This is a genomic window from Ensifer adhaerens (genome assembly GCF_001270265.1).
Classification (GTDB): Bacteria; Pseudomonadota; Alphaproteobacteria; order Rhizobiales; family Rhizobiaceae; genus Ensifer; species Ensifer adhaerens_B.
Genome location: NZ_LGAP01000002.1, coordinates 14,400 through 38,284, shown reverse-complemented (window position 1 = coordinate 38,284; position 23,885 = coordinate 14,400). Strand labels below are relative to the sequence as shown.

The 23,885-nt window shown below is 62.5% G+C and carries 25 protein-coding genes; 10 read left to right on the top strand and 15 right to left on the bottom strand.

Features of this window, described 5'->3' with window-relative positions; genetic code table 11:
* Positions 1 to 17 precede the first annotated feature (17 nt).
* A complete protein-coding gene (gene hemA / locus AC244_RS05000) occupies positions 18 to 1,367 on the bottom strand; it encodes a 5-aminolevulinate synthase (protein ID WP_053247726.1) in 1,350 nt (449 codons plus the stop codon).
* 277 nt (positions 1,368 to 1,644) lie between these two features.
* On the opposite strand from hemA, the gene AC244_RS04995 reads away from it, so the two are divergent.
* Entirely contained in the window at positions 1,645 to 1,983 is a 339-nt protein-coding gene (locus AC244_RS04995) for a hypothetical protein (protein WP_234716847.1), read from the top strand.
* Between the two features lie 165 nt (positions 1,984 to 2,148).
* Here the strand turns inward: AC244_RS04995 and AC244_RS04990 are convergent, their stop codons facing one another.
* Entirely contained in the window at positions 2,149 to 3,390 is a 1,242-nt protein-coding gene (locus AC244_RS04990; RefSeq protein ID WP_053248357.1) for an alpha/beta hydrolase, read from the bottom strand.
* A gap of 482 nt (positions 3,391 to 3,872) precedes the next feature.
* Between AC244_RS04990 and AC244_RS04985 the strand changes: the two genes are divergently transcribed.
* Together AC244_RS04985 and AC244_RS38580 are read left to right on the top strand one after the other, a co-directional pair.
* The gene (locus tag AC244_RS04985; RefSeq protein WP_053247725.1) at positions 3,873 to 4,112 is read left to right on the top strand and encodes a hypothetical protein; all 240 of its coding nucleotides are present in this window, start codon (positions 3,873 to 3,875) and stop codon (positions 4,110 to 4,112) included.
* Between the two features lie 93 nt (positions 4,113 to 4,205).
* The gene (locus AC244_RS38580; protein WP_268750761.1) at positions 4,206 to 4,328 is read left to right on the top strand and encodes a hypothetical protein; all 123 of its coding nucleotides are present in this window, start codon (positions 4,206 to 4,208) and stop codon (positions 4,326 to 4,328) included.
* Positions 4,329 to 4,351: 23 nt separating this feature from the next.
* Here the strand turns inward: AC244_RS38580 and AC244_RS04980 are convergent, their stop codons facing one another.
* The 10 genes from AC244_RS04980 to tauA form a co-directional block, all read right to left on the bottom strand.
* Positions 4,352 to 5,077, bottom strand: coding sequence for an LrgB family protein (locus AC244_RS04980; protein WP_053247724.1), 726 nt, complete (start codon positions 5,075 to 5,077; stop codon positions 4,352 to 4,354).
* Positions 5,067 to 5,453 carry a CidA/LrgA family protein gene (locus AC244_RS04975; protein ID WP_053247723.1) on the bottom strand — a complete coding sequence of 129 codons (387 nt, stop codon included), beginning with the start codon at positions 5,451 to 5,453 and terminating at the stop codon, positions 5,067 to 5,069. Before AC244_RS04975 ends, AC244_RS04980 begins: the two co-directional genes overlap by 11 nt.
* Before the next feature lie 382 nt (positions 5,454 to 5,835).
* On the bottom strand, positions 5,836 to 6,834 hold the full coding sequence (gene pta, locus AC244_RS04970) for a phosphate acetyltransferase (RefSeq protein ID WP_053247722.1): 999 nt from the start codon (positions 6,832 to 6,834) through the stop codon (positions 5,836 to 5,838).
* Positions 6,834 to 7,871 (bottom strand): YeiH family protein, encoded by a 1,038-nt coding sequence (locus AC244_RS04965; RefSeq protein WP_053247721.1) that lies wholly within the window; start codon positions 7,869 to 7,871, stop codon positions 6,834 to 6,836. The genes pta and AC244_RS04965 overlap by 1 nt, the downstream gene beginning before the upstream one ends.
* Before the next feature lie 76 nt (positions 7,872 to 7,947).
* Positions 7,948 to 9,723: a sulfoacetaldehyde acetyltransferase gene (gene xsc / locus AC244_RS04960; protein WP_053247720.1), complete on the bottom strand. Its 1,776-nt coding sequence runs from the start codon at positions 9,721 to 9,723 to the stop codon at positions 7,948 to 7,950.
* Between the two features lie 43 nt (positions 9,724 to 9,766).
* Positions 9,767 to 11,164, bottom strand: coding sequence for an NAD(P)/FAD-dependent oxidoreductase (locus AC244_RS04955; RefSeq protein ID WP_053247719.1), 1,398 nt, complete (start codon positions 11,162 to 11,164; stop codon positions 9,767 to 9,769).
* A 25-nt stretch (positions 11,165 to 11,189) separates the two neighbouring features.
* Positions 11,190 to 11,576 (bottom strand): nuclear transport factor 2 family protein, encoded by a 387-nt coding sequence (locus AC244_RS04950; protein ID WP_053247718.1) that lies wholly within the window; start codon positions 11,574 to 11,576, stop codon positions 11,190 to 11,192.
* Between the two features lie 158 nt (positions 11,577 to 11,734).
* Positions 11,735 to 12,562: an ABC transporter permease subunit gene (locus AC244_RS04945; protein WP_053247717.1), complete on the bottom strand. Its 828-nt coding sequence runs from the start codon at positions 12,560 to 12,562 to the stop codon at positions 11,735 to 11,737.
* Complete coding sequence (locus AC244_RS04940) at positions 12,555 to 13,367, bottom strand: taurine ABC transporter ATP-binding protein (RefSeq protein WP_053247716.1); 813 nt, start codon at positions 13,365 to 13,367, stop codon at positions 12,555 to 12,557. The genes AC244_RS04945 and AC244_RS04940 overlap by 8 nt, the downstream gene beginning before the upstream one ends.
* 80 nt (positions 13,368 to 13,447) lie before the next feature.
* The gene (tauA, locus tag AC244_RS04935; RefSeq protein WP_053247715.1) at positions 13,448 to 14,467 is read right to left on the bottom strand and encodes a taurine ABC transporter substrate-binding protein; all 1,020 of its coding nucleotides are present in this window, start codon (positions 14,465 to 14,467) and stop codon (positions 13,448 to 13,450) included.
* A gap of 152 nt (positions 14,468 to 14,619) precedes the next feature.
* On the opposite strand from tauA, the gene AC244_RS04930 reads away from it, so the two are divergent.
* On the top strand, positions 14,620 to 16,092 hold the full coding sequence (locus tag AC244_RS04930) for a PLP-dependent aminotransferase family protein (protein WP_053247714.1): 1,473 nt from the start codon (positions 14,620 to 14,622) through the stop codon (positions 16,090 to 16,092).
* A gap of 47 nt (positions 16,093 to 16,139) precedes the next feature.
* Here AC244_RS04930 and AC244_RS04925 read toward each other — a convergent pair whose 3' ends face one another.
* Together AC244_RS04925 and AC244_RS04920 are read right to left on the bottom strand one after the other, a co-directional pair.
* Positions 16,140 to 16,331 carry a hypothetical protein gene (locus AC244_RS04925; RefSeq protein ID WP_053247713.1) on the bottom strand — a complete coding sequence of 64 codons (192 nt, stop codon included), beginning with the start codon at positions 16,329 to 16,331 and terminating at the stop codon, positions 16,140 to 16,142.
* A gap of 104 nt (positions 16,332 to 16,435) precedes the next feature.
* A complete protein-coding gene (locus AC244_RS04920) occupies positions 16,436 to 17,113 on the bottom strand; it encodes a GntR family transcriptional regulator (protein WP_053248356.1) in 678 nt (225 codons plus the stop codon).
* A gap of 181 nt (positions 17,114 to 17,294) precedes the next feature.
* Between AC244_RS04920 and AC244_RS04915 the strand changes: the two genes are divergently transcribed.
* Genes AC244_RS04915 through AC244_RS04895 form a run of 5 tightly spaced genes read left to right on the top strand, consistent with a single transcriptional unit; the run spans position 17,295 to position 21,862 of the window.
* Positions 17,295 to 18,746 carry a M20 family metallopeptidase gene (locus AC244_RS04915; RefSeq protein ID WP_053247712.1) on the top strand — a complete coding sequence of 484 codons (1,452 nt, stop codon included), beginning with the start codon at positions 17,295 to 17,297 and terminating at the stop codon, positions 18,744 to 18,746.
* Positions 18,743 to 19,462: an ABC transporter permease gene (locus AC244_RS04910; RefSeq protein WP_053247711.1), complete on the top strand. Its 720-nt coding sequence runs from the start codon at positions 18,743 to 18,745 to the stop codon at positions 19,460 to 19,462. The genes AC244_RS04915 and AC244_RS04910 overlap by 4 nt, the downstream gene beginning before the upstream one ends.
* Positions 19,462 to 20,187: an ABC transporter permease gene (locus AC244_RS04905; protein WP_053247710.1), complete on the top strand. Its 726-nt coding sequence runs from the start codon at positions 19,462 to 19,464 to the stop codon at positions 20,185 to 20,187. Before AC244_RS04910 ends, AC244_RS04905 begins: the two co-directional genes overlap by 1 nt.
* Positions 20,184 to 20,966 (top strand): ABC transporter ATP-binding protein, encoded by a 783-nt coding sequence (locus AC244_RS04900; protein ID WP_053247709.1) that lies wholly within the window; start codon positions 20,184 to 20,186, stop codon positions 20,964 to 20,966. The genes AC244_RS04905 and AC244_RS04900 overlap by 4 nt, the downstream gene beginning before the upstream one ends.
* A 38-nt stretch (positions 20,967 to 21,004) precedes the next feature.
* On the top strand, positions 21,005 to 21,862 hold the full coding sequence (locus AC244_RS04895) for a transporter substrate-binding domain-containing protein (RefSeq protein WP_053247708.1): 858 nt from the start codon (positions 21,005 to 21,007) through the stop codon (positions 21,860 to 21,862).
* A 122-nt stretch (positions 21,863 to 21,984) separates the two neighbouring features.
* Here AC244_RS04895 and AC244_RS04890 read toward each other — a convergent pair whose 3' ends face one another.
* Entirely contained in the window at positions 21,985 to 22,797 is an 813-nt protein-coding gene (locus AC244_RS04890; protein ID WP_053247707.1) for a C1 family peptidase, read from the bottom strand.
* 525 nt (positions 22,798 to 23,322) lie between these two features.
* Here AC244_RS04890 and AC244_RS04885 point away from each other — a divergent pair.
* Entirely contained in the window at positions 23,323 to 23,688 is a 366-nt protein-coding gene (locus AC244_RS04885) for a hypothetical protein (protein WP_053247706.1), read from the top strand.
* Positions 23,689 to 23,885 lie beyond the last annotated feature (197 nt).

Here is a 23,885-nt window from a genome sequence, read left to right as displayed (position 1 = left end):
GACGACACCTCTTGCGCCTATGAGTGCATCTCGTGGGCTGCGGGCTCTTCTGCCGAGGGCACCAGCGCCATCAGTTCGCGACAACCCTGGCATAGCGCCGGGTCGGGCAGCGGTTGTTTGCTTGCGATCCGCCAGCGGGGCATCGTCGGTCCGATCGGCCGGGTGCGGGCGAGATGGTGCTCCGACCAGACCGCATCAAGTGCGTCGACGAGATAGTCGATGTCTTCGTAAGTGTGCAGCGGCGACGGGGTGATCCTCAGCCTTTCGGTGCCGCGCGGGACGGTCGGATAGTTGATCGGCTGTATGTAGATGTCGAAGCCATCGAGCAACCGATCGGAAACGGCCCGGCATTTCGCCGCGTCGCCGACGACGACCGGAACGATATGGCTCGGATTGTGCATATGCGGGATACCGGCTGCGTCCAGCTTGTCGCGCAGCACACGCACCCTGTCCTGATGCGCCCTGCGCTCGCTCTGGCTGTCTTTCAGATGTCGCACCGAAGCCAGGGCGCCGGCTGCCAGCATCGGCGGCAGTGCGGTCGTGAAGATGAAACCGGAGGCGAAGGACCGCACGAAATCGACGATCGGTCCCGTGGAGGCAATATAGCCTCCGACGACCCCGAACGCCTTTCCAAGCGTGCCTTGAACGATGGTCAGGCGATCCATGACGCCGTCGCGTTCGGCGACGCCGGCCCCGCGGCGGCCATAGAGCCCCACCGCATGGACTTCGTCCAGATAGGTCATGGCATTGTAGTCGTCGGCAACGTCGCAAAGCTCCTTGATGGGGGCGATGTCACCGTCCATCGAGTAGACGGATTCGAACGCGACCAACTTGGGCCGATCCGGCTCCACCTCCCGCAGGCAGCGGGCGAGATCGTCCGGATTGTTATGCTTGAAAATCCGGTAGTCCGCCCGTGAATGGCGGATGCCTTCGATCATCGAAGCGTGATTTCCGGCATCGGACACAACGACGCAATCGGGCAGCTTGGCCGCGAGCGTCGACAGCGCCGCCCAGTTCGAGACATAGCCGGACGTAAACAGTAGTGCTGCCTCCTTGCCGTGAAGGTCCGCCAGTTCGCGCTCGAGCAAGACGTGCGCGTGGTTCGTGCCTGCGATGTTGCGAGTGCCGCCGGCGCCGGCACCGGAGAGGTCCAGCGACTGGTGCATGGCGCGACGGACTTTTTCGTGCTGTCCCATCCCGAGGTAATCGTTCGAACACCAGACGATCACCTCGCGCGCACGGTCTCCCTCGTGGAGCCTTGCATGCGGAAACGCGCCGGCCATGCGTTCAATATCGGCAAAGATGCGATATCGCCCTTCCTGGCGCAGTCCCTCCAGGGCGTTGGTAAAAAAGACATCGTAGTCCATTGCCCCCTCCTCAGCCTGGTTGCCCGTTGCTGTCGGCTCGATCTGTCCCGAGATGGTCGATTTCGAGTTCTCGTATGGTAGGGCTTTCCAGGGCGGCGGGACACAGACTTAGGTTCCGCGAGGTTTTCGACGTAGGTGCCCGCCCTGCAAGACCAAAGTCTGATGCGAGATCTTGCCGTTGACAGATTGACCTAAACTATACTTGAGCTTCTATAAGGCACTCCGTACAGCGATATGGAGAAACATGGTGACTGACCAATTGCTCTTTCGAAATGTTATGAAGATCAAAGCCGGGCACCTTCAGCCTTTCCGCGAAGCGGTGCGGGCGGCGGTTGACTTCGTGGAAGAAAGCGCGCCGCAACTGATGGTCCGGACGTTCATCGACGAGACGGAAATGCGGGCGGTCAGCTACCAGCTTTATCGAAATTCGGCCGACGTCCTGCGCCACTGGCAGATGTCGGATACGCACATCCAGAGCGTGTCCGAGCATTGCGCTGTCGAAAAGTTCGAAGTCTATGGCGATCCGAGCGAGGAAGTGGCGAGAGGCGTGTCCCAGTTCATGAAGGACGGGCGCGGCATGATCATGCCGCCTCTGAAAGGCTTCTCGCGCTTCTAGAGCGTTTCCGGTTTAAACGGAGTCGCAGAAACGCTCTATCTCTTTGTTTCTACACATTTCCTGACGGAAAACCGCTTCGCACTTTTCCTGGAAATGCTCTAGGCGCAGGCCGGCAACGCGGAAAAGTTGCTGCGGACGAGGGGTGCCGGTTTCTCACGCATGTCTTTAGCGGACGCACCCCGGCGCTGTCGGGCGTGTCCGGTCGCATCCGCCAGTCGTTGCCGCGCGGCCGCTATTTCTCGCAGCAGAACCTCCGAGGTGGTCGGCATAGTTGTCGCGGGTGTTCTGATCGACGACGGCCACTGGCGCTGCAAGAACCAGGCCCGCCGCGTTGCCGACGGCCGCAGCCGTTCCGGTCGTTGCCACCAGGATCTGGTCGCCGAGGCCCACCCGACTGTCGGTCAGCGTCTGGCCGTCGGAGATACGCGAACCGATGAGGCGAACGATCTCGGGCGATTCCGCGAACTTGCCGTGGTGGAGGCGGTCGCCCGCCTTTATCTTCGTCAGGTCGATCACCGCGATCTTGTTGTCCTCGAGCTCCTTCTTGTACGGCTCCTGCTCCGGGTCGATGGCCCCGAGCCGGGATACGTCGCCCCAGACCCTGCGTGAGACGGCGAGGGCGCGGTCGTCGCGGGAGACGAACAGCGTGAAGTTCGGATGTTTCTCGCCCATGTCCTCGATCTGCTGGCGGAAGACATCGACGTCGACATCGGGGGCCGCCAGCATGACGTTCTTGAACTTCGCCGGCAGCTCGCCATTGCGGATCGCCATCTGGCGCAGTGCTTCCAGCGCCAGCCAGTTGCCCATGGAGTGCGCCAGGATCGAGACTTCCTTCACTTCCGGATCGCGGTAGAGGTACTGGAACAGGTTTTCCAGCGCGTTGCGCGTGTAGTTGGCGCTTTCGCGGTCATAGCCATAGGCAAGCAGGCTGCCGCGTGACGGCCACGTCACTAGGATGGGGGCGCTGTGGACGCCGGAATCGTGGACGATCTGGGCGAAGCGATAGACGGAATCTTCGAAGCGGTTGTTGAAGCCGTGAATGAAGACGAGAACGCTTTTGTCAGGAGTTTTGCGAACACTTGCACTCAACCATGATTTGGCACCGGCCATATCCAGTTCCTCCGCCTTCAGCGTCGCAAAATCGGTTGCCGGATTGGGCGGCAGCCGTTTCGGCCAGGCAACCTCGCCTACCTTGCGCACCGTGGCTGGTGGAATGGAAACGGTCATGTCGGCGAAGGTGGGCGCCAGGGCGCGTTCGCCGCTGTACATTTCTCCGGGATTTGCCGACCGGCTGCGCGTCGTCGTGATCAGCATGTTGACCCGGCTTGAGTCCGGGGTGGTATCTGCGACCGGCGTCAGCACGCCCTTCGGATGCCCGCCGCACGCGGCTAGCACAAAGGCAAGCATGGCGACCACTGCGCCCCTCCGAATTCGCTCGATAGGCGCATTGCACCTCACGCCGCCAGTTTTCCTGCTCATTCATCCCCCTGTCAAAGCGCAGTGCAAGCAGTCCCCAGCCGGCTTCCTGTCTTATTCCGGGGATGCTAATGCACGGAGCAGTTACAATGCAATAGCGCGCGCTGCCTTTCGGGCGAACCTTGTCCGGCATCGGCGACGGGCTTGCGAGCTTTTGGCAGGCCCCGACCAGGGCGTCGTGACCGTTCTTCGCGCTCGTCAGGTGGATCTGTGGTCGCATTCCGACGATCCTGCTGATCACCTCAGTAAAGCCCCAATCACCGGCTACCCATCAATCGTCATTCTCAGGCTCATCCGGCTTTTCGCTGCGGCGGCGACTGCAGGTCCGCCGATGCGCCCGTTTATCGATCCCTCCATAGGCAATTCGGTCCCTGCTCACCGGCAGGACGGCGCGAATGCGGAGCGAGGTTTTTATGCGCGGAATTCCCGACGAGATGCTTGCCGCCTTGAGCACGGCGGAAGTCGGCATGCTTTGGCGCGTCTTTGAGACTGTGTGTATCGAGTACGACATTCCGCGAGATGGCGAGCAGATCCAGCATCTCGCCCGATTTCTCATGCACGAGTTTCGCCGTCCGCTGGACGAACAGGCGCTGCTCGTCGCAGCCGAGACTTTCTACCGTCACCACGACGGCGAATTCGCAAAGTCGGCCTGAGGCCGCAAGCCTTATAGGCGTCGTCTCGACGTCCTCTCCACCAACCCGGGTACCCGGGACGCAGTCGTTCAGAAACAACCACGGGAGAAAACCATGAAGCCATCTGTCGGAAGCTTCGGATATCAGTTCAGGCTGCTCGATTTCACGGTTCGATCGTCGCTGGCAATCGTGCTCGTTCTCGTCGGCGGCGTCACCTTCTACGGCGCCTTCTGGTAGCGGAGTCCCCAGACGGCTGAGGATCAGAGCAGTATCCCAAGGACAATGGCTGCGATGGCTGACGTCAATATGCCGTTGAGCGCCATGGCGAGGCCCGAAAACGTGCCGGCAATCTCGTTGACCTGAAAGGCCCGTGCGGTGCCGATGCCGTGCGATGTCAGGCCGGCCGCGAAACCGCGCGCCGCATAATTCCGGATGCGCAGAAGGTTCATCAGCGGCGTGACGATGATCGCCCCGAGCACGCCGGTGAAGATGACGAGAAGCGCTGTCAGAGCCGGGTCGCCGCCGAGCTGCTGCGAGATGCCGACGGCGATGCCTGCCGTTGCCGACTTCGGCGCCAAAGATATGGCAACACTGTCAGGTGCGCCGAGCAGGATGGCGACACCCGTGGCACAAACGATCGCCGTCAGACTGCCTGCGATAAGCGCGACGATGACGGGCACGAAGTTCTGCCTGATCAGTGTCCGGTTCCGGTAAAGAGGAACGGCAAGCGCCACCGTCGCCGGCCCCAGTGCGAAATGCACGAATTGTGCCCCATCGAAATAGGTCGAATAGGATGTTCCGGTTACCGCCAGTATCGAGATCACCAGGACGACGGAAATCAGGACGGGATTGACGATCGGGTTGAAACCGCTCAGGGCCGCAAGCCGCTGAGCGGCGATATAGGCACCTATCGTCACGGTCAGCCACAGCAGGGGGCTGGTCGAGAGGTAGACCCAAAGCTCGAACACGCGACCGCTAGTGTCCATCGCCAGTCCCTTCCGCGCCGAACAATCTGCTCGCGAGCAGGAACGCTCCCACCGTCACTATCAATGTCACAATGGTGGACACCACAACGGCGATCACGATCGTGCCGGCATAGTCGTGGATCAACCGATAGTTCTGCATCACCCCGACGCCAAGCGGCACGAACAGCACGCCGAGGTTCTTGAGGAGAGTGTCGGCTACGCCGCTGACGCGGGTGTGGGCAGCGCCATCGCCCGACCCGGCACTCCTGTCGGCAAACCAGAGATAGACAAGCAGAAGCACGATGCCGAGTGCGGGAGCTGGCATGCTCAGGTCGAGGGTTCTGACGACGATCTCCCCGATCAGTTGACAGACCAGTATGACAAACAGTCCTTCCATCGCCGTCTCCCGCATTGTCCATGGGGGTGCCCCATGGACAATTCCGCAACGCAGCCGCATCAATGGATGCTTCGTAGCCGAAATCTTGCCGCCGCGCCTACTGCATAATTCGCGGCGGCGACCTAAAGCGCGTCGCGATCTCCAGGACTCGCTTACTGCGCTTTAAGCTCTTGTTTTTGCGCGCCATGCTTCAGTGGTGCGGCACCGCACGGGATCTCGTTGCCATCGCAAACGCGAGCCTCGAACTATAGGCCGGGGATCGGCGGCACCATTGCATGCGGGGGATTTGAAGTTGTTTTCGGTTTGGGAGCGGTAATGGCGTTCGTGCGGAATCGGTCGTACCGCCGCAGAAGCAAGCATCGCCGCGGGCCAAACCGCGCCGCTATAGCGACGCGGCCTGGACCACGGTGACGGCGATCATGTGGAAGACGTCATCGGCCGTACAGCCGCGCGAAAGATCGTTGGCGGGCTTGGCGAGCCCCTGAAGCACCGGGCCGATGGCGGTCGCGCCGCCGATACGCTGGGCGATCTTGTAGCCGATATTGGCGGCGTCGAGATTGGGAAACACGAAGACGTTCGCCTGCCCGTGCAGCGCCGAGTTGGGCGCCTTGGACGAAGATACCGCCTCGACGAAGGCGCTGTCGAACTGCAACTCCCCGTCGATCAGAAGGTCGGGGTTGGCGGCGCGGGCAATACGGGTTGCCTCGACCACCTTGGAGACACGATCGTGAGCGGCACTGCCATTGGTCGAGAAGGAGAGCATCGCGACCTTTGCCCGATCACTCAGCAGCGACTGATAGGATTGCGCCGACATGCGGGCGATATCGGCGAGACCGGCGGCGTCGGGATCGACGACGAGGCCGCAGTCGGAAAAGACGAAGGCGCCCTTCTTGGCGTGGTGGGGCTGGCACAGCATCATCAGGAAGAAGCTGGAGACAAGGCCGGCATCCGGCGCGCGGCCAATGATTTGCAGGGCGGTGCGCACCGTATCGGCCGTGGTTGCCACCGCTCCGCCGATGGTGCCGTCCGCCTCGTCTTCGCGAACCATCATGGCGGCAAAGACCAGATCTTCGCGAACCGCCTCTTCGGCCGCCTGCCGATCGACGCCCTTGCTCTGGCGCAGTTGATGGTATCGGGAGGCAAACCGCTCTGTCAGCGCTGACGTCGCCGGGTCTTCGATCCGGAAGGCATGCGCATTGCCGCCGTGATCGCTGAGGCGCTCGGCGACGATCTCATGCCGGCCGACGAGGGTGATTTCGGCCAGGCCTTCGGCGCGCGCACGCACGGCGGCAGCAACCACCCGCGTGTCCTCGCCTTCGGCAAGGACGATGTGGCGCGGTGCTTTTCTTGCGGTTTCGATGATCCGGTCGAGTGGTTTCATCACAGATGTCCCAGATAATGCATGCCGCCGAGGATGAAGACGCCGAGGAAGATGGTTTCGGCGACGATGAGCGCGACCGCGTCGCCGCCGACATCGAGAACGCGCCGGAGCGACGTCTTCATGCCGACGGCGACGATGCCTGCCAGCAATGCCCAGCGCGATGCCTCCATGCCGAGTTCGGCGACTGCGGCCGGCACGATCCCGCCGGAGTTCATGGCGGCAAGGATCAGGAAGGCGACGACGAAACCGGGCAGCAATGGCGGTCGCCTTCCGGCCTCCACCCCCTCCTGCGGAACGTTCCTGAGCGCGATCGAGAAGATGAGCACAACGGGCGCCAGCATCGTCACTCGGATGAGCTTGACGAGCGTCGCCGTTTCGCCGGCTTCCGGCGACACCGAAAAGCCGGCACCGACCACCTGTGCGACGTCATGGATGGTGCCGCCGAAGAAGATGCCGGTGGCGCGTGCGTCCAATCCGAGCGACTGGGCGAGGATCGGATAGCCGATCATTGCCAGGGTACTGAGAACAGTCACTGAAAGCACGGTGAAGATCAGATTGCGTTCGGAAAACTCGTTTTTCGGCAGAACGGCGGCGATCGCCATGGCAGCGGAGGCACCGCAGATCGCAACCGCGCCGCTGGTGAGAAGGGCGAGCCGCCAGCCTCTTCCAAGGATCTTGGCGGCCGCCAGTCCGAACAGGATCGTTGCTGCAATCGCTGCCACCAGCAGGAGAATGGTGCCGCTGCCGAGCCCGATCAGCAGGTCGACGCTGATGCGCATGCCGAGCAAAGCGACGCCGATCCTGAGAATCTTCTTTGCCGATAGCTCGATGCCGGCGACACACCGGCCTTCTTCGGAGAGGAAGTGGAACGCGATGCCGAGCAGAAGTGCCATCAGCATGGCGGGGGCGCCATAATGATCCGACAGGAACTGCGCGGCCATGGCAACGGCCGCCGTCACCAGCAGGCCGGGACCATAGGTCGACAGGGCCACAGGCAGCCATTGGAACCGCCGCGTCGTTTCTGATACCGCATTCATGTCAAATTTCCCGTCTGAGAATGCCAAGTCGGAGGTGCATGCCCGGCGACATCAGTCGCCGGGCATGTGTTGGACGTCAGATGTGCTGCTGCGGCCGCATGTCGGAGCGCTGGATGCCTGCCACCTGCACCGGCTTCTTCATCGCATCGCGGCGGAAGGGCTCTCCGAGCTCCTGGTTGAGGATGACTTCGACGAAGGTCGTCACGCCCTCAGACTGGTCCTGCAATGCCTGCTGCAGGGCGGTCGTCAGGTCGGCCTGGGTGTCCACCGTCACACCCTTGAGGCCGCAGCCGTCGGCCACTTTCGCGTAGCTGAGGTTGGGGTTGAGCTCGGTGCCGACAAAATTGTTGTCGTACCAGAGGGTGGTGTTACGCTTCTCGGCTCCCCACTGGAAGTTACGGAAGATCACCATGGTGATCGGCGGCCAGCCGGCGCGGCCGATGGAGGTCATCTCGTTCATCGAGATGCCGAAGGCGCCATCGCCGGCAAAGCCGACCACCGGCACATCAGGGCAGCCGATTTTGGCGCCGACGATCGACGGGAAGCCGTAGCCGCAGGGTCCGAACATGCCCGGAGCAAGGTATTTCCGGCCCTGCTCGAAGCTGGGGTAGGCGTTGCCGATGGCGCAATTGTTGCCGATATCCGTCGAGATGATGACGTCCTTCGGCAAGGCCGCCTGGATCGCGCGCCATGCCTGGCGCGGCGACATGCGGTCCGTCTCTCGGCGGCGAGCCGCGGCATTCCATTCGGTGCCCGGATCGTCATCCTCGTGGTCCATCGACGACAACTGCTGCAGCCAGGCCGAGCGGGTGGTGTGGATCAACGCCTTGCGCTCCTCGCGGCCGATATCGCCGGCCGACGGCGAAAGCTGTTCGAGGATCTGGCTTGCCACCTGCTTGGCATCACCGCAGATGCCGACCGTCACCTTCTTCGTCAGGCCGATGCGATCGGAGTTGATGTCCACCTGGATGATCGCGGCATTCTTCGGCCAGTAGTCGATGCCGTAGCCGGGAAGTGTCGAGAACGGGTTGAGGCGGGTGCCGAGCGCCAGCACGACGTCGGCCTTGGCAATCAGTTCCATCGCCGCCTTGGAGCCGTTGTAGCCGAGCGGGCCTGCCGCCAGGCGATGGCCGCCGGGGAAGGCATCGTTATGCTGGTATCCGCAGCAGACCGGGGCGTCGAGACGTTCGGCAAGCGCGATGGATTCGGTGATCGCGCCGCCGATGACCACGCCGGCGCCATTGAGGATCACCGGGAATTTTGCCTCGGACAGCAGCTTTGCCGCCTCCGAAATCGCCTGCCGCCCGCCGGAGGGGCGCTCCAGGCGAACGATGCTCGGCAGCTCGACGTCGATCACCTGCGTCCAGTAATCGCGCGGAATGTTGATCTGCGCCGGGGCGCAGCCGCGCCACGCCTTCTCGATAACCCGGTTGAGCACCTCGGGAACGCGGCTCGCGTCGCGCACCTCTTCCTGGTAGCAGACCATTTCCTCGAACAGCGCCATCTGGTCGACTTCCTGGAAGCCGCCCTGGCCGATCGTCTTGTTCGCCGCCTGCGGCGTGACGAGAAGCATCGGCGTATGGTTCCAGTAGGCCGTCTTGACTGCCGTCACGAAGCCGGTGACGCCAGGACCGTTCTGGGCGATCGCCATCGACATGTAGCCGGTGACGCGGGTGTAGCCGTCGGCGATCAATGCGGCGTTGGTTTCATGCGCGCAGTCCCAGAAGGTGATGCCCGCTTTTGGAAAGAGATCGGACACCGGCATCATCGCCGAGCCGATAATCCCGAAGGCGTGTTCGATGCCGTGCATCTGGAGGACTTTTACGAAAGCCTCTTCGGTCGTCATTTTCATTGTCAGTTTCCTTTCATGTTGGGTTTTGGGGCCGACCGAGCGGCTAGAGGATTTCGTCCTTGAGGTAGTACCAGCGGTACATCCCCCACTGGCCGATGCGCCGGAACGGCGTCAGCAGCCCATGGCTGGGGAGAGGGGAGGTGAAGATCGGCAGGTCGAGGGTGCCGCCCTTGCCGGCAACCATCTGCGCCATGCGTCGTCCGGCCTGGGCCGAATACATGACGCCGTTACCGCCGTAGCCCATGGCGTAGAACAGCGCCTGTTTCGGGTCGGGGCGAAAGATGCGCGGCATCATGTCGTGGCTGACGTCGACCCATCCCCACCAGGAGTAGTCGACCTTGATGCCGGCAAGCACCGGGAACTTGCGGTAGAGGCCCTCGAGCAGGCGGTCGAGATGCTTCGGGTTGACCGCGTCCCGCCCGGTGATCGCGCTCCGGCTGCCGATCTGCACGCGTCCGTCAGGCAGCAGCCGGTAATAGTGGCGCAGCGTGCGGGTGTCGGTGAGCGGAATATGCGTCTGAAAGTTCAGCGCCGACCGCTCTTCGTCGGTGAGCACGCGCGTGACGATCGAGTTGGAGAGGATCGGCATCAGCCGGTGCTTGGTCAGTGGATGCAGGCCGGGCGAGGTATAGCCGGCGGTCGCGAAACACACCGCCCTTGCCCGCACGACGCCGCCGGGGGTGCGAAGGTGAAAGACGCCGCCTTTTCGACCACAGCTCAGAACCGGGCTCGAAGTATGAATGCGGGCACCGAGCTTGCGCGCCAGGGTGAGATAGCCGAAGGCGAGCTTGGCCGCGTGGATGCCCATGCCGTCGGGCTCGTAAAGCGCGCCCACCGCCTCGTTGTCGCGCACGAAATCGCGATGGATTTCGTCACGGCCGAGGATTCTCGTACGGTAGCCGAAGACGTCGTTGAGCACGCGGGACTCCGCCTCCAGCGACGGCATCACCTTGTTGCGATGGGCGATGTAGAGATGCCCTCCGTCCTGCGGCTCGCAGGCGATTTCCGGGGAGCGGATCAGGTCGCGGAAGAGATCGAAGGCTTCACTGATTTCGACGTGAAGCTTCTTTGCGACGTCGACGCCCCAGCGCTCGATCCATTGCGAGCGCTTGAGCCGGCCAGCGGAAATCTGCGCCTGGCCGCCGTTGCGGGTGCTGCAGCCCCAGGCGACGCCGTTGGCTTCAAGCACCGTCGCCTTGATGCCGTGCTCCTTGGCAAGATGGATGGCGCAGGAGAGGCCGGTGTATCCCGAGCCGACGATGGCGACGTCGACGTCGATATCCCGTGTAATGGGGCCATCGTCGGCGGGTGGCGGTCCGGCCGTTGCGATCCAGTAGGTCGGCGCATAGTCCTTGCCGTCGCCGGGATTGGCGGCGCGGTTGGGATCGTATGCCGGATCGAAGGGCTTGCTCGGCCGTGCTGTTCTGACAAGCTGTTCCATGTCGGGTTCCTGGCCTGGCTCGAGCTCAGTAACGGAAGGGAGCCGCAATCAGCGGCCGGTTCTTGCGAAAGGCCTGCTTGCGGACGATCTTGCCGTCACGGAGCGTGAAGAGGTCGCAGCCTTCCGCCTCGACGCGGCTGCCGTCGGCGTTCGTGCCGGAGAAGGTCCATTCCGATACGGCCCGATCTCCATGAACGAAGTGGTCGTGATGGGCCCAGTGCGCGTCGGCCATCGTCTGCCAGACACCGCTGAAGGCGGTCGCGATCTGCTCGGCGCCTTCGATCCGCGTGCCGTGGGCTTCGCTGCCGGCAACCGTGTTGAAGACGCAGTCGTCGGCGAAGAAGGACATGACGCCGTCGATGTCGTGCCGGTTGAAGGCGTCGAAGAGATTGGAGAGGTCGTTGGCGGTCATGGGGTAGTTTCCTTGAGCGTTGCAGGCGATGTTTTCGGGCATGGCTTCGCCGTGGCCGGATGAACCGGCCGGATCGGCTTTGCATGTGGTGTATGGAATCCCGTTAGGGCGGGGCGGCCATCAACTCGGTGGCCGCGCCCCTGTTGAACGGCGCATCGTCACACCTTGCCCTTCCAGGGAATGAGCATCTTCTCGAGGTGCCGGATCAGCAGATCGAAGGCGAAGGCGAAGACGCCGATAACGATGATGCCCATGATCACCGTATCGCTGGCGAGGAACTCGGCGGCGTTCAGGACCATGAAGCCGAGACCCCGGTGGGCGGCGACCATTTCGGCGGCGACAAGCGTCGTCCAGCCGACACCGATGCCGATGCGCATCCCCGTGAAGATCTCCGGCAGGGCGGCTTTCAAAATGACGTGGCTGATGACCTGCCGGCGGCTTGCGCCCATCGCATAGGCCGCATGGATCTGTTCGATCGACACGGACCGAACGCCGGCACGGGCGGCGATTGCCATCGGCGCGAAGATCGCGAGGAAGATCAGGAACACTTTCGGGAACTCGCCGATGCCGAGCCAGATGATGATCAGCGGCAGGTAGGCGAGCGGCGGCAAGGGACGGTAGAACTCGATGATCGGATCAAACAACCCGCGCATCACCCGGTTCACGCCCATGAGAATGCCGATCGGAACGGCGGTGGCAAGGGCGAGCGCGAAGGCGCCGAGCACGCGGCCAAGGCTTGCCAGCGTATGCTGGGCGAGCGTCGAGTTGGAGACGCCCTCCGTCAGCGCGATCACGAACTTGTCCCAGACCGAAAGCGGCGACGGCAGGAAGAGCGGCCGCACCCATTGCATCTCGGTGACCAGCAGCCAGAGCGCCACCAGGGTCAGCGCGGTCAAGAGGCTGATATGCCCGCTCATGCCTTCGCCCGGTGCGCCGTAGATCCGGCCCGGCCTTACCGGCTTGGCTTTCGTCACGCGCTCAAGCATGGAGGAGCTCCGGGTTTCCGGACTGGCGTTCGTCGCCGTAGATGATGCTGAGGATCTGTTCACGCATGTCGATGAAGTCGCGACTGGATTTGATTGCACGGGCATTGCCTTCTTCCAGGAACCGTTTGTTGAAATCGAGCTCGTAGGTGTGGGTGATCCGTCCCGGCCGCGGCGACATCACGATCAGGCGCGACCCCAGGAACAACGCCTCCTCGACGCTATGGGTGATGAAAAAGAACATCTTGTTGGTCAGTTGCCAGACTTTCAGCAGCAGTTCCTGGATGGTCTCGCGGGTCAGCGCATCGAGGGCTGCCATCGGCTCATCCATCAGCAGCATCGACGGGTCGCAGCTTAGGGCTCGGGCGATGCCGACGCGTTGCTGCATGCCGCCGGACAGGTGGTAGATCATGTGCCGGTGAAAATCCTGCAGGCCGACGAGGGCGAGGTTCTTGGCGGCCACCTCGTGGCGCTTCGCCTTGTCGACACCGCGCAGTTTCAGCCCGAATTCGGTGTTGTCGATGACATTCAGCCAGGGCAGCAGGGCATGTTTCTGGAACACGACCCCACGGTCGGCGCCGGGGCCCGAGACGCGACGGCTTCCCAGCGTGATCTCGCCGGCGCTCGGGGCCATGAAGCCCGCCATCAGATTGAGCAGCGTGGTCTTGCCGCAGCCCGAGGCACCGAGCGCGACGACGAAATCGCCGCTCTTGATCTCGAGATTGACGCCCTTGAGCGCGATGACCGCCTCGTCCGTATAGAGACCAGGATAGGTCAGGCTCACATTGCTGACATTGAGAGTTTCCATTGTGCAGGCCTTTCGAAAAACGGCTGTTGAGTTGCGTTTGCGGCGCTCCTGACCGACCTGCGGTCAGGAGCGGGCGTCGGCTACTTCGCAGCCTCTTTCGCGTAGGCGCTGTTGACGTAGGGCGCGTAGTCGTCGAGCGCCTTGTCGATCTGCTTCTGGTCGGCAAGGAATTTCGCGCTTTCCGACAGGGCGCGCACAGCGCCACCGCCGAGCCAGGTTTCGGAGGCCTGCTCCTGTGCTGTCGGGAACGACAGCAGGTTGAGCGCCTCGACGGTGCCGGCGCCATCGCCGCCGATGAGCTTCACGATGTTCTGGACCGGTGCGGAATCTGCCGTCCAGCTCGCGCCGTTTGCCTTGTAGTCGGCGTAGGCTTCGGCCAGAACCTTGGTGAAGGCGGCCATGAACTTCGGGTTTTCAGCCGCCCATTTCTTGTCGACCACCAGTCCGTCGAAGGTCGGGACGCTCGCCGCGCCGATCACCTCGGAGTCGGAGATCACCTTGCCGGTCTTCAAAAGTTCCGACAGGGCCGGGGGCCAGACATAGGCGGCATCGATATCGCCACGCTGCCACGCGGCGACGATCTGCGGCGGCTTCATGTTGAGGATGTTGACTTCGCGCGGATCGACCTTCCACACCTGCTCAAGACCGACGAGCAGATGGAAATGCGACGTCGAGACGAACGGCACGCCGACGGATCGACCGACCAGATCTTCCGGTTTCTCGATGCCCGAGCCTTCGCGGGCGACCAGCGCTTCCGACTTGCCGATGTTGTCGAGGATCCAGAACAGTTCGAGATCGACGCCGCGCGTCGCCGCTGCCGTGGTGCCGGTGGAGCCGATGACGCCGATCGGAACGTTACCCGACGCAAGCGCTGTCGAGATATCGCCGCCGGAGCTGAACTGCCGCCAGTCGACGAGATAGCCCGCCTCTTTCGCGGCGGCGTCGAAGCGACCGTCGGCGATGGCCGCAATGAACGGGCCGACGATCTGCTGGTAGCCGATGATCACATTGGTCTCGGCGCGGGCAAGGCTGGAGGTCAGGAGGCCGGCCGCAATCGCGGCTGCCCCCGCCATGGTTTTCAAGGCGTTGGAATAGAACATTTGTTTCCCTCTGGTTCCGACCCATTTTTTGGGTCTGTCGACTGATATGCCGATCTCATTTTCGACCATTAGGGGTAAAGCAGCTTTCTCGTTTGCTTTATAGCCAGATTGAAAGTTAGATAAGTCCAGTTCTGGCCGTTGGGGGATCGGACTTGGCGCGCATCTCTGTTCCGGAAACCATCTTCTTCGTCGACCGGTCGAGCCGGACCAGCCTGCAGGCGCAGATCCGGGAGACGGTCGTTTCCGCCGTGTTGTCGGGGCGGTTACCGCCCGGCGCCCAGCTTCCGTCCACCCGCAAGCTTGCGAGCTATCTCAACATTTCGCGCCTGACTGTCACGCTCGCCTACCAGGAACTGGCGGCCCAGGGTTATCTCGAGGCGGCCGACCGGAGCAGCTACCGCGTCGCCGACAAGCCGCCTTTCAACGTGCTCGACACGGATGCGGCGTCGCCGGGGGCGGATGCCGTGGACTGGTCGTCCAAGTTGCGCTCGACATTTCGCGTCGCCAAGCAGATGCGCAAACCGCTTGATTGGCGGCGGTATCCCTATCCGTTCCTCTATGGCCAGATGGACCCATCACTGTTCGATCTCACGGCCTGGCGAGACTGCGCCCGGCGTGCACTGGCGCGCGAAGATTTCGAGTTGATGGCCGGCGATTTCGCCGCATCGGACGATGTGCAACTGGTCAACTATATCTGCTCGCGTACGCTACCGGGGCGCGGCATCCGGGCCAATCCCGACGAGATCCTGGTGACCGTGGGAGCGCAGAATGCGCTCTGGATCGTCATCCAACTGCTGCTGCGGCGTGGCTCCCATGCCGTCTGCGAAAACCCCTGCCACCCGGATATGAGCGCCTCGCTGCGGCTGAGCGGCGCAAAAGTCACGGTGCTCGATGTCGATGACGGCGGGCTGCCGCCGGCGGCCCTGCCGCAGCAGGTCGATGCCGTGTTCGTGACGCCGAGCCATCATTCCCCGACGGGTGCGACGATGCCCATGGATCGCCGCGTCGCGCTGCTCGAAGCCGCGTCAAGCAGGGATTTCGTCATCATCGAGGACGATTACGAGTTCGAGATGAGCTTTCTCGCGCCGCCGTCACCGGCGCTGAAGGCGTTCGACAGAAACGGGCGGGTCTTTTACATCGGCAGTTTTTCGAAGTCGCTTTTCCCCGGTCTGCGGCTCGGCTATCTCGTCGCGCCGGCTCCGGTCATCCGGGAAGCGCGGGCACTCCGCGCCCTGATGCTGCGCCACCCACCCGGGCACCTCCAGCGGACCGCTGCCTATTTTCTAGCGCTCGGCCACTACGACGCCGTGCTTCACAGGATGAGGGAGGAGTATCATCTGCGCCATCGGGTGATGGCAGACGCGCTCAACGCCAACGGGTTGAAGATCGCCGGATCGGCCGCTTTCGGTGGAACTTCCTTCTGGATCGAAGGGCCTGACGGTCTCGATGCCGACAGGCTGATGGCCGATCTGCGCGAAGACGGGGTTCTGATCGAGTCCGGATCGCCGTTCTTTCCGACCGAAGAGGAAAGCTGTCGCTTTTTCCGCATGGGATATTCGTCGATCAGCAGAGATCGCATAGCCGAGGGCGTGAAGTTGACGGCAAGAAAAATGGCGCAGACTTGAGAAATGGGCCACACCTCTCGCCGTTGCCGCAACCCGGCGAACGTCGGCTATCCGTTCGACAGAAGGGCCAAAATCTCGGCGCGATTGAGTTTCTTGCCGCTCGCGACGTCGAAAATCCGAAGCGCGATTTTGTTGGCGGGGGGGTCGGATTGGGTGCAATTGTTCTTCGCGCACCACTCCGTCAGTGCCTCACGCATCTCCACGACATCGGTTACTGGGGGATTGCGGGTGTTTGACATGGCAGAACCTCATTTTCGACGCGAGCTTAGGTTCTGCGCCACTCCGTCACAACTCTGAGAAATCAGGGGGATTTCGGCCTTTTTCGGCTGGACGGCGGTTGGCGTCATGCTTGACGCGCAACTCCTTCAGCGGGAGCGGCATCGCCGGTCTGGCGGATATGCGCCTCGATCAGGCGTTTGAGGCCGGCGACGTCGCGGGCTTCGAGCGCATCGACCATCATATGGTGCTCGCGCGCGGAGCGTTCGACGCGCGCTCGTGTGCGCCACTGCGAGACCGGAGCGGATGATGTGCGTTGGCGAATTTCGGAAACGAGGTCCACAAGCTCATGGTTGCCTGACAGGAGCAGCAGTTCACGATGGAAGGCGAGGTTGGCCTCGTAATGCTCCAGCACTGTGCCGACCATGGTCATCTGATCGAAGTGCCTGGCAAGTTGGCGCAGTTTGGCGATGCTTTCGGGTGTGGCCCGTTCCACCATCAGGTCGGCCACCGCAGTTTCCAGGATGACGCGAATATCACTGACTTCCTGCGCGCGCCTGCCGTCCGGCAGATAAACGTGATAGCCGCGGTTGGGCACGTGTTCGACCAACCGTTTCTGCGACAGGCGGTCAAGAGCACGTCGAACTTCCGGGCGGGTGCAATCATATCGCTTTTCGAGGTCGATCTGCTTGAGCCAGGTACCGGCCGGCAGCACCCCGGTCAGAATGTCCTCGAGAACGAGATCGGTGACGTCCCGCTCCTTGGCCGCAGTCTCGCTCACATCTTGCATTTCGGTCATGGACATTCCTGTTTGCTCGATTGCCGGCGGGTCTTTTCCGATCCGCTTCGTTCGCATTCGCGATCGTCTGTTTTTCAGCCCGCGACGGATACCGAAAATATCCATCGCCGCCCATTGCGCAATTTATTTTTGTATCCTAAATTGGCGCCAATTTTGGTAACTATCGCATATGGGACGCTAAACGCCAATGAAGAATTCCGAACTCGTATGGTCGATCGTCGAGGAGAAGAGCCCGGCATTCTTCGAGCTCAGCGACCGCGTGTGGGACAGTCCCGAAACCAACTATGAAGAGTTTCAATCCTCCAGCGAGCATGCGCGACTGCTCGAAGCGGAGGGGTTTCGCATCGAGCGCAACGTCGCCGGTCTGCCGACCGCTCTGGTGGGCGAAGCGGGAGAAGGCGGCCCGGTAATTGCCATCCTCGGCGAATTCGATGCGCTTCCGGGCCTCAGCCAGGTCGCGGGCGTTGCCGAAGAGCGACCGATCTTGGCCGGCGGCAACGGCCACGGCTGCGGTCACAACCTGCTTGGCTCAGGTTCCATGCTCGCCGCTGCCGCCGTCAAGGATTATCTCAAGGCAAACGGCCTGAAAGGGCGGGTGCGCTACTACGGTTGCCCGGCCGAAGAGGGCGGCTCGTCGAAGGGCTTCATGGTGCGGGCCGGGGCTTTCGACGATGTCGATATCGCCATCTCCTGGCATCCGGCCGCCTTTTCCGGCGTCAACAATCCGATCTCGCTTGCCTGCAACGAGATCAACTTCCACTTCTCAGGCCGCGCCTCTCACGCCTCGGCGACGCCGCATCTCGGCCGCAGCGCGCTCGATGCCGTTGAGCTGATGAATGTCGGCGTCAACTACATGCGCGAGCACATGCCATCGAGCGCCCGCGTGCACTATGCGATCACTGACGCCGGTGGTGATGCGCCGAATGTCGTGCAGGCCCGGGCCACGGTGCGCTATCTCATTCGCGCCCGCACATTGCCGGAACTGCTGGGGCTGATCGAACGCGTCAAGAAGATTGCCGAGGGTGCGGCACTGATGACGGAGACGACCGTGCGCCACGAGGTGATCAGCGGTGATGCCAATCTCGTCGGCAACGGTCCTCTGGAGGCACGGCTCCACTCTTGCCTCGAGCATCTCGGCCCTGCCGTGTTCGACGCCTGTGACCTCGAGACTGCGCGAAAATTTCAGGCGACCTATTCTCCCGACGATATTGCCGCGTCCTATGCGCGCTTCGGTCTCTCGCCGCGCAAGGGGCAGCCGCTGTGCGACATGATCTACCCGCTTTATGGCGGCGACGGCAGCATCGTCGGCTCCACCGATGTCGGGACGGTGAGCTGGGTCGTCCCGACGGTGCAGATGCGTGGCGCGACCTATGCGATCGGCACGCCGGGCCATTCCTGGCAGCTGGTCGCGCAAGGGAAACTGCCGGCCGGGCACAAGGGCATGGCGCATGCCGCCAAGGCCATGGCGAGCCTCGCCATCGATCTGATGTCGGATGCCGATCTGGTGGCGGCCGCCAAGGCGGATCATCGCAATCGCCTCGACGGAACGCCCTTCGTCAATCCGATCCCTGATGATGTCGATCCGCCTCTTCCTGCGCGCGCAGCTCGGTCTGCCGAAAAGGGAGTTCAGGTGTTTTGACCCAACCCGGTATCTTCGAACTCCTGAGTTTCGGCCCCGGCGGCTGGGGGAATATCCTCCTTGCCGGCGCGATGATGACGATCCTGATCGCGCTGTCGGGTTATGCGACCGGTGCCGTCATCGGGGTCCTTGGTGCCTGGGCCAAGGTCCGGGGCGGTCCGGGGATGCGCCTTGTTGCGGACGTCTACACGACGGTGCTGCGCGGCATTCCCGATCTGCTGGTGATCTATCTGCTCTATTTCGGCGGCTCCGCCGCGATCACCGCAATCGGGCGCCTGTTCGGCGCCGAAGGCTTCATCGGCTTTCCCGGCTTCCTTGCCGGCATGCTTGCTGTCGGTATCACCTCCGGCGCGCAGCATACCGAGGTCTTCCGTGGTGCGTTCAGGGCGGTTCATCCCGGAGAGATAGAGGCGGCGATCGCCTGCGGCATGCCGCGCTGGCTCCGCTTCAGGCGCATCGTCGCACCCCTGACCCTTCGGCACGCGCTGCCGGGCCTCGGCAACGTCTGGCAGGTGGTGCTCAAGGAAAGCGCGCTCGTCTCGATCACCGGCGTGGCCGAATTGCTGCGCCAGGCGCAGATCGCCGCCGGCTCCACCGGCCTGCCCTTCGATTTCTACCTGATTGCCGGCGGCATCTATCTCGCGATCTCGACGGTGTCGAGCACCGTCCTGCATCGGGCCGAGCGTCATTTCAGCCGCGGCGTGAGGAGAAGCTGATGGACTGGACCTTCCTTCAGGAGACCTTCATCAGCCTCGTTTCGGCTGTTCCCTTGACGCTTTTGCTGGCGGCAAATTCGATTGCCCTTGGCGCGATCCTGGCCGTCGGCATCGCTGTCGCCCGATTCTCGGCCATCGCTCCCGTGCGCTGGTTGGCACAGGCCTATGTCTTCGTCTTCCGCGGCACGCCGCTGCTCGTTCAGATCTTCATCATCTATTATGGCCTCAGCCAGTTTCCCGCCATTCGCCACAGCCTGCTTTGGCCGATCCTCAGGGAGCCATACTGGTGTGCGGTGCTGGCGCTTGCGCTGAACACGGCCGCCTATACCAGCGAGATCGTCCGCGGCGGCCTGCTTTCGGTGCCGTTCGGTCAAGTCGAGGCGGCAAGGGCATGCGGGATGTCGCGCTTCATGATCTTTCGGCGCATCACGCTGCCGCTCGGCGTCAGGCAGGCACTGCCCGGTTACGGCAACGAGATGATCTCGATGGTCAAGGCCACGTCACTGGCGTCGATCATCACCCTGATGGAAGTGACCGGCGTTGCGGCGCGCATCATCTCCGAAAGTTATCGCGCGATCGAAGTGTTTATCGTCGCCGGCGCCATCTACCTCACCATCAACTTTCTGCTCACCCGCCTTGTGCAACTCGTCGAGTTCCGGCTGAGCCCGCATCTCAGGCAGCCGGTTGCGGTGTTGCCCGCCATCATCGAAGGAGAAGCGCATTGAGCTCGCCCGCATCGTCCATTGCGCCCGTCGCTATCAGCGTTCGGGACATCCACAAGAGCTTCGGCCCGATAGAGGTCCTGAAGGGCATCTCGCTCGATGCGCGCGAAGGCGAGGTCGTCTCCATTCTCGGTTCCTCCGGCTCGGGCAAGTCGACCCTGCTTCGCTGCATCAACATGCTCGAAACGCCCGACCGAGGCGAAGTCACGGTCGCCGGCGAGACGATCGAGATGCTTGCCGCCGGCAACGGCAAGAGCCGCCCGAAGGACCGCGCCCAGGTTGATCGCATCCGGTCGCGCCTCGGCATGGTGTTCCAGAGCTTCAATCTCTGGTCTCACAAGACAGTGCTGGAGAACGTCATCGAGGCGCCGATCCACGTGCAGAAGCGCCCGCGCGCCGAGTGCATCGAGGAAGCCGAAGCGCTTCTTGCCAAGGTCGGGATCGCGGCCAAGCGCAACCACTATCCGGCGCACCTGTCCGGGGGCCAGCAACAGCGCGCTGCCATCGCCCGAGCGCTGGCGATGCGTCCGGCCGTGATGCTGTTTGACGAGCCGACATCGGCTCTTGATCCCGAGCTCGTCGGCGAGGTGCTGCGCGTCATGCGCGCGCTCGCCGAAGAGGGGCGCACGATGCTGGTCGTGACCCATGAGATGGGTTTCGCCCGCGATGTCTCGAGCCGGGTCATTTTTCTTCACCAAGGTCAGATCGAGGAAGACGGTCGACCGGACGAGGTATTTGGCAATGCCAAATCCGAACGCTTCCGGCGGTTCATCAAGGCGTGAACCGGCGGCTTTAACCACTCAAAAAAGGGGAACTACGAATGAATTATAAGAGAACGGCAATGAAGGCCTTGTGCATCGCGACGATGATGTTTGCCGCCAACGGTGCACATGCGGAAAACAAGACATGGACGCATGTGACGATCGCGACCGAAGGCGGCTTCAAGCCTTACAATTTCACCAAGCCCGACGGCACGCTCGACGGCTACGAGATCGAGCTCAGCAAATATCTCTGCGCTCACATGAAGGTCGAATGCGAGATCAACGTCCAGAATTTTGATGGCATGATCCCGGCGCTGAACGCCGGCAAGTTCGATGCGATCATTTCCGGCATGTCTGCGACGGCCAAGCGTGAACAGGTCATCGACTTCAGCGACTCCTATGGCTCGACCGGCCAGGCATTTGCGACCTCGAAGTCGGGCCCGCTCGCGTCGCTGCCGGAAAAGGGCGTGGTGTTTTCGCTCGCTTCGAACGAGGCAGGCGCTGTCGCTGAGATCGAGAAGCTGAAGCCGCTGCTCGAAGGCAAGACGATCGGCGTCCAGATCGCCTCGACGGGTGCCGCTTTCGTCGACAAGTATCTGAAGGGCGTTGTCGAAGTGCGCGAATACAAGACGACCGAGGAGCACGATCTCGATCTCGCCGCCGGGCGGGTCGACCTGGTGATGGCCTCGATGGCTTATCTGACGACGGCTGCCGAAAAGCCGGGCAATGAGGATATGACGACCACGGGTCCCCGGTTCCAGGGCGGCTTTCTCGGTCGCGGCAGTTCCGTCGGCCTGCGCAAGACCGATCCGGAGCTGAAGGCACTGTTCAACGAGGCGATCGCAGCCGCCAAGGCGGACGGCACGATTAAGGCACTTTCGGAAAAGTGGTTCGGTTTCGACGTCACGCCGCGATAAGTCAATCGCCGCGATAAAAACGCACAGCGATCTCGCTCGTTAATGGACGCCGCCACGCATGATCGCGGCGGCGTCCAGTTCGCGTCGATACGTAAGGCGAAGCCAGCGCGTACGTTCCTAGCTTACCCGGTCACATACATGGCCTGGCCCTGTGCCAGGAACTGGAACAGCGCGTAGCTCATCCAGATGTAACCGCCGCTGCCGTTCCACTGGCAGCCCCAATCCGGTCCGAAGCTGTTCTGGATGAGGATCGCCTGCTGCGTATCGTCGTAGCCGATGATCAGCATGCAGTGGCCGACAAGCTTGCCGTTCGCCCCCTTGACCTTGTCGAACGGCCCCGTCAGTGGCCCGGGGCCGCTATAGCTCATGAAGCCGGAATTAAGCGCGGTGCCGTAGCACAGCGCGCCACCGCCGGCGATAACGGTCTTGATCGCGTCGAGGTCTGACGTCTCGACGATCGCCCAGCCGGGGATCTGGAAGCTGGCGTCGGAGGCGGCGCCGGCGTTGTAGCTCGACCAGAGTTCAGGGCAGTTGGGGTAATAGGGGGCCGTCGCCCAGTTCGGCGTACCACCCTCTTGCAGGATGTTGAGGTAGGATGCCAGGTTCGAGCCGTTGCACGTCGTCTGTCCATCGTTGATCATCACCTCGATGTAGATATGCGCGGGGCTTGCCTGTTGCGACGTGCTTGAGGGCGACTGGCCGGAAGCGGCCGCGGCCGTATATGTTGCAAGGCCATAGGTCGAGGCCCAGGCGGCGCAGCTGCCGGGACTGCCGACATGCTGGGCAGTGCCCTGTGCCTTCGGCGGCGGTAGATATTGCGCGTCTACCGTTGCTGCAGCCGGTGGCGCGCCGGTCGTTTTGGGACGAATGGTGCGGCCGACCTCAACGATGGTCGGATCATAGCCGAAATCCAGAAATGCTTGGTGGAGAGACATGAGACCTCCTTTTCGCTGAACCCTTATGCCGGGCCAGACGCGTTTGTTGACGAGGGGACTTCTGTCGGCCGTACGGGCCCATGCGTTGCGCGATGATGTCTTGTCGGCGATGCCGGGCATTTGGCGTGGCGACCGGGCTCGAGAACGAGGGTCTCTCTGCCGAAACTTCGGGTAGATCGCCAGATCGGATCTGACCGCATTTCGAAAACGAAACCCGAGGCAGCCCCGGTTACATTGCATCCTACTGCGGTTCGTCATGACCGCCTGCAGCCGCGCCTTCTGCACGCAGAGGTGGAATATAGTCATGGCCACCGGGGGCAGTACCCTCAGTTTGAAGGGGTGCCGGCGAGCACTTGGCCGTATGGTGTAAACATCGTGTGTGCCGTTCGATATTGGGCCTTCTTCCAAGGGGATGGGGGGCAAGATGACAGCTTGGGGTGGAAGCCGCAATTCTATCTCTGGTCGGCTGAACTCGCGCTGATCAAGTGTTAAGCTCGCGGCCCCGAGGGAACAAAGGCGAGTGAGATGCTGAGCGCAGATCAAGGCGACCAGGGGCCGTTCTGGACACGGCCTATTCCGGTGGGGCAGGCGGAACTCAGTCCGTCCGTTCTCGAAGAGATCGATTCGAACGGAGGCCGAACCGGGTTCCGCGGCTACGTGCTGCAGATCTTCGATGCGCCGAATACGCGGCCTTCGGGTGTTCTCGAAATCGCGTTCAATCGAAAGCAGCGCCGCGCCTGCGGCGTCTACGAATGCGAAGCATCCGGCGCTGCCACCCGGCAGAATCGCGCCGTCCTGGCGACCGATCCGGTCTGGCTTGCCGCGACGACGCCGCAGGAGGCTGCAAACGTGTTGTTTCAGACCCTGGTCGACCGCGCGCCTGATCTGTAGGCGCGCTTGGGCCGTCCCTACAGCGCCGCGCGTCTTATCAGACGCGCAAAGGTCGCTGTAGCACTTTGAATTGCTGCATGTTTCCTTAAATCGGCTACGATTTAAGGAAACATGCAGTAGAGCATTTCCAGGAAAAGTGCGAAGCGGTTTTCCGTCAGGGAATGCGTAAAACAAGGAGATAGAGCGTTTCCGCGACT

Bases quoted from the DNA above. Each gene is read 5' to 3' on its own strand.
- hemA (WP_053247726.1), bottom strand. From the start codon at position 1,367: ATGGACTACGATGTCTTTTTTACCAACGCCCTGGAGGGACTGCGCCAG.
- AC244_RS04995 (WP_234716847.1), top strand. From the start codon at position 1,645: ATGAAGATCAAAGCCGGGCACCTTCAGCCTTTCCGCGAAGCGGTGCGG.
- AC244_RS04990 (WP_053248357.1), bottom strand. From the start codon at position 3,390: ATGCTTGCCTTTGTGCTAGCCGCGTGCGGCGGGCATCCGAAGGGCGTG.
- AC244_RS04985 (WP_053247725.1), top strand. From the start codon at position 3,873: ATGCGCGGAATTCCCGACGAGATGCTTGCCGCCTTGAGCACGGCGGAA.
- AC244_RS38580 (WP_268750761.1), top strand. From the start codon at position 4,206: ATGAAGCCATCTGTCGGAAGCTTCGGATATCAGTTCAGGCTGCTCGAT.
- AC244_RS04980 (WP_053247724.1), bottom strand. From the start codon at position 5,077: ATGGACACTAGCGGTCGCGTGTTCGAGCTTTGGGTCTACCTCTCGACC.
- AC244_RS04975 (WP_053247723.1), bottom strand. From the start codon at position 5,453: ATGGAAGGACTGTTTGTCATACTGGTCTGTCAACTGATCGGGGAGATC.
- pta (WP_053247722.1), bottom strand. From the start codon at position 6,834: ATGAAACCACTCGACCGGATCATCGAAACCGCAAGAAAAGCACCGCGC.
- AC244_RS04965 (WP_053247721.1), bottom strand. From the start codon at position 7,871: ATGAATGCGGTATCAGAAACGACGCGGCGGTTCCAATGGCTGCCTGTG.
- xsc (WP_053247720.1), bottom strand. From the start codon at position 9,723: ATGAAAATGACGACCGAAGAGGCTTTCGTAAAAGTCCTCCAGATGCAC.
- AC244_RS04955 (WP_053247719.1), bottom strand. From the start codon at position 11,164: ATGGAACAGCTTGTCAGAACAGCACGGCCGAGCAAGCCCTTCGATCCG.
- AC244_RS04950 (WP_053247718.1), bottom strand. From the start codon at position 11,576: ATGACCGCCAACGACCTCTCCAATCTCTTCGACGCCTTCAACCGGCAC.
- AC244_RS04945 (WP_053247717.1), bottom strand. From the start codon at position 12,562: ATGCTTGAGCGCGTGACGAAAGCCAAGCCGGTAAGGCCGGGCCGGATC.
- AC244_RS04940 (WP_053247716.1), bottom strand. From the start codon at position 13,367: ATGGAAACTCTCAATGTCAGCAATGTGAGCCTGACCTATCCTGGTCTC.
- tauA (WP_053247715.1), bottom strand. From the start codon at position 14,467: ATGTTCTATTCCAACGCCTTGAAAACCATGGCGGGGGCAGCCGCGATT.
- AC244_RS04925 (WP_053247713.1), bottom strand. From the start codon at position 16,331: ATGTCAAACACCCGCAATCCCCCAGTAACCGATGTCGTGGAGATGCGT.
- AC244_RS04920 (WP_053248356.1), bottom strand. From the start codon at position 17,113: ATGTCCATGACCGAAATGCAAGATGTGAGCGAGACTGCGGCCAAGGAG.
- AC244_RS04915 (WP_053247712.1), top strand. From the start codon at position 17,295: ATGAAGAATTCCGAACTCGTATGGTCGATCGTCGAGGAGAAGAGCCCG.
- AC244_RS04905 (WP_053247710.1), top strand. From the start codon at position 19,462: ATGGACTGGACCTTCCTTCAGGAGACCTTCATCAGCCTCGTTTCGGCT.
- AC244_RS04895 (WP_053247708.1), top strand. From the start codon at position 21,005: ATGAATTATAAGAGAACGGCAATGAAGGCCTTGTGCATCGCGACGATG.
- AC244_RS04890 (WP_053247707.1), bottom strand. From the start codon at position 22,797: ATGTCTCTCCACCAAGCATTTCTGGATTTCGGCTATGATCCGACCATC.
- AC244_RS04885 (WP_053247706.1), top strand. From the start codon at position 23,323: ATGCTGAGCGCAGATCAAGGCGACCAGGGGCCGTTCTGGACACGGCCT.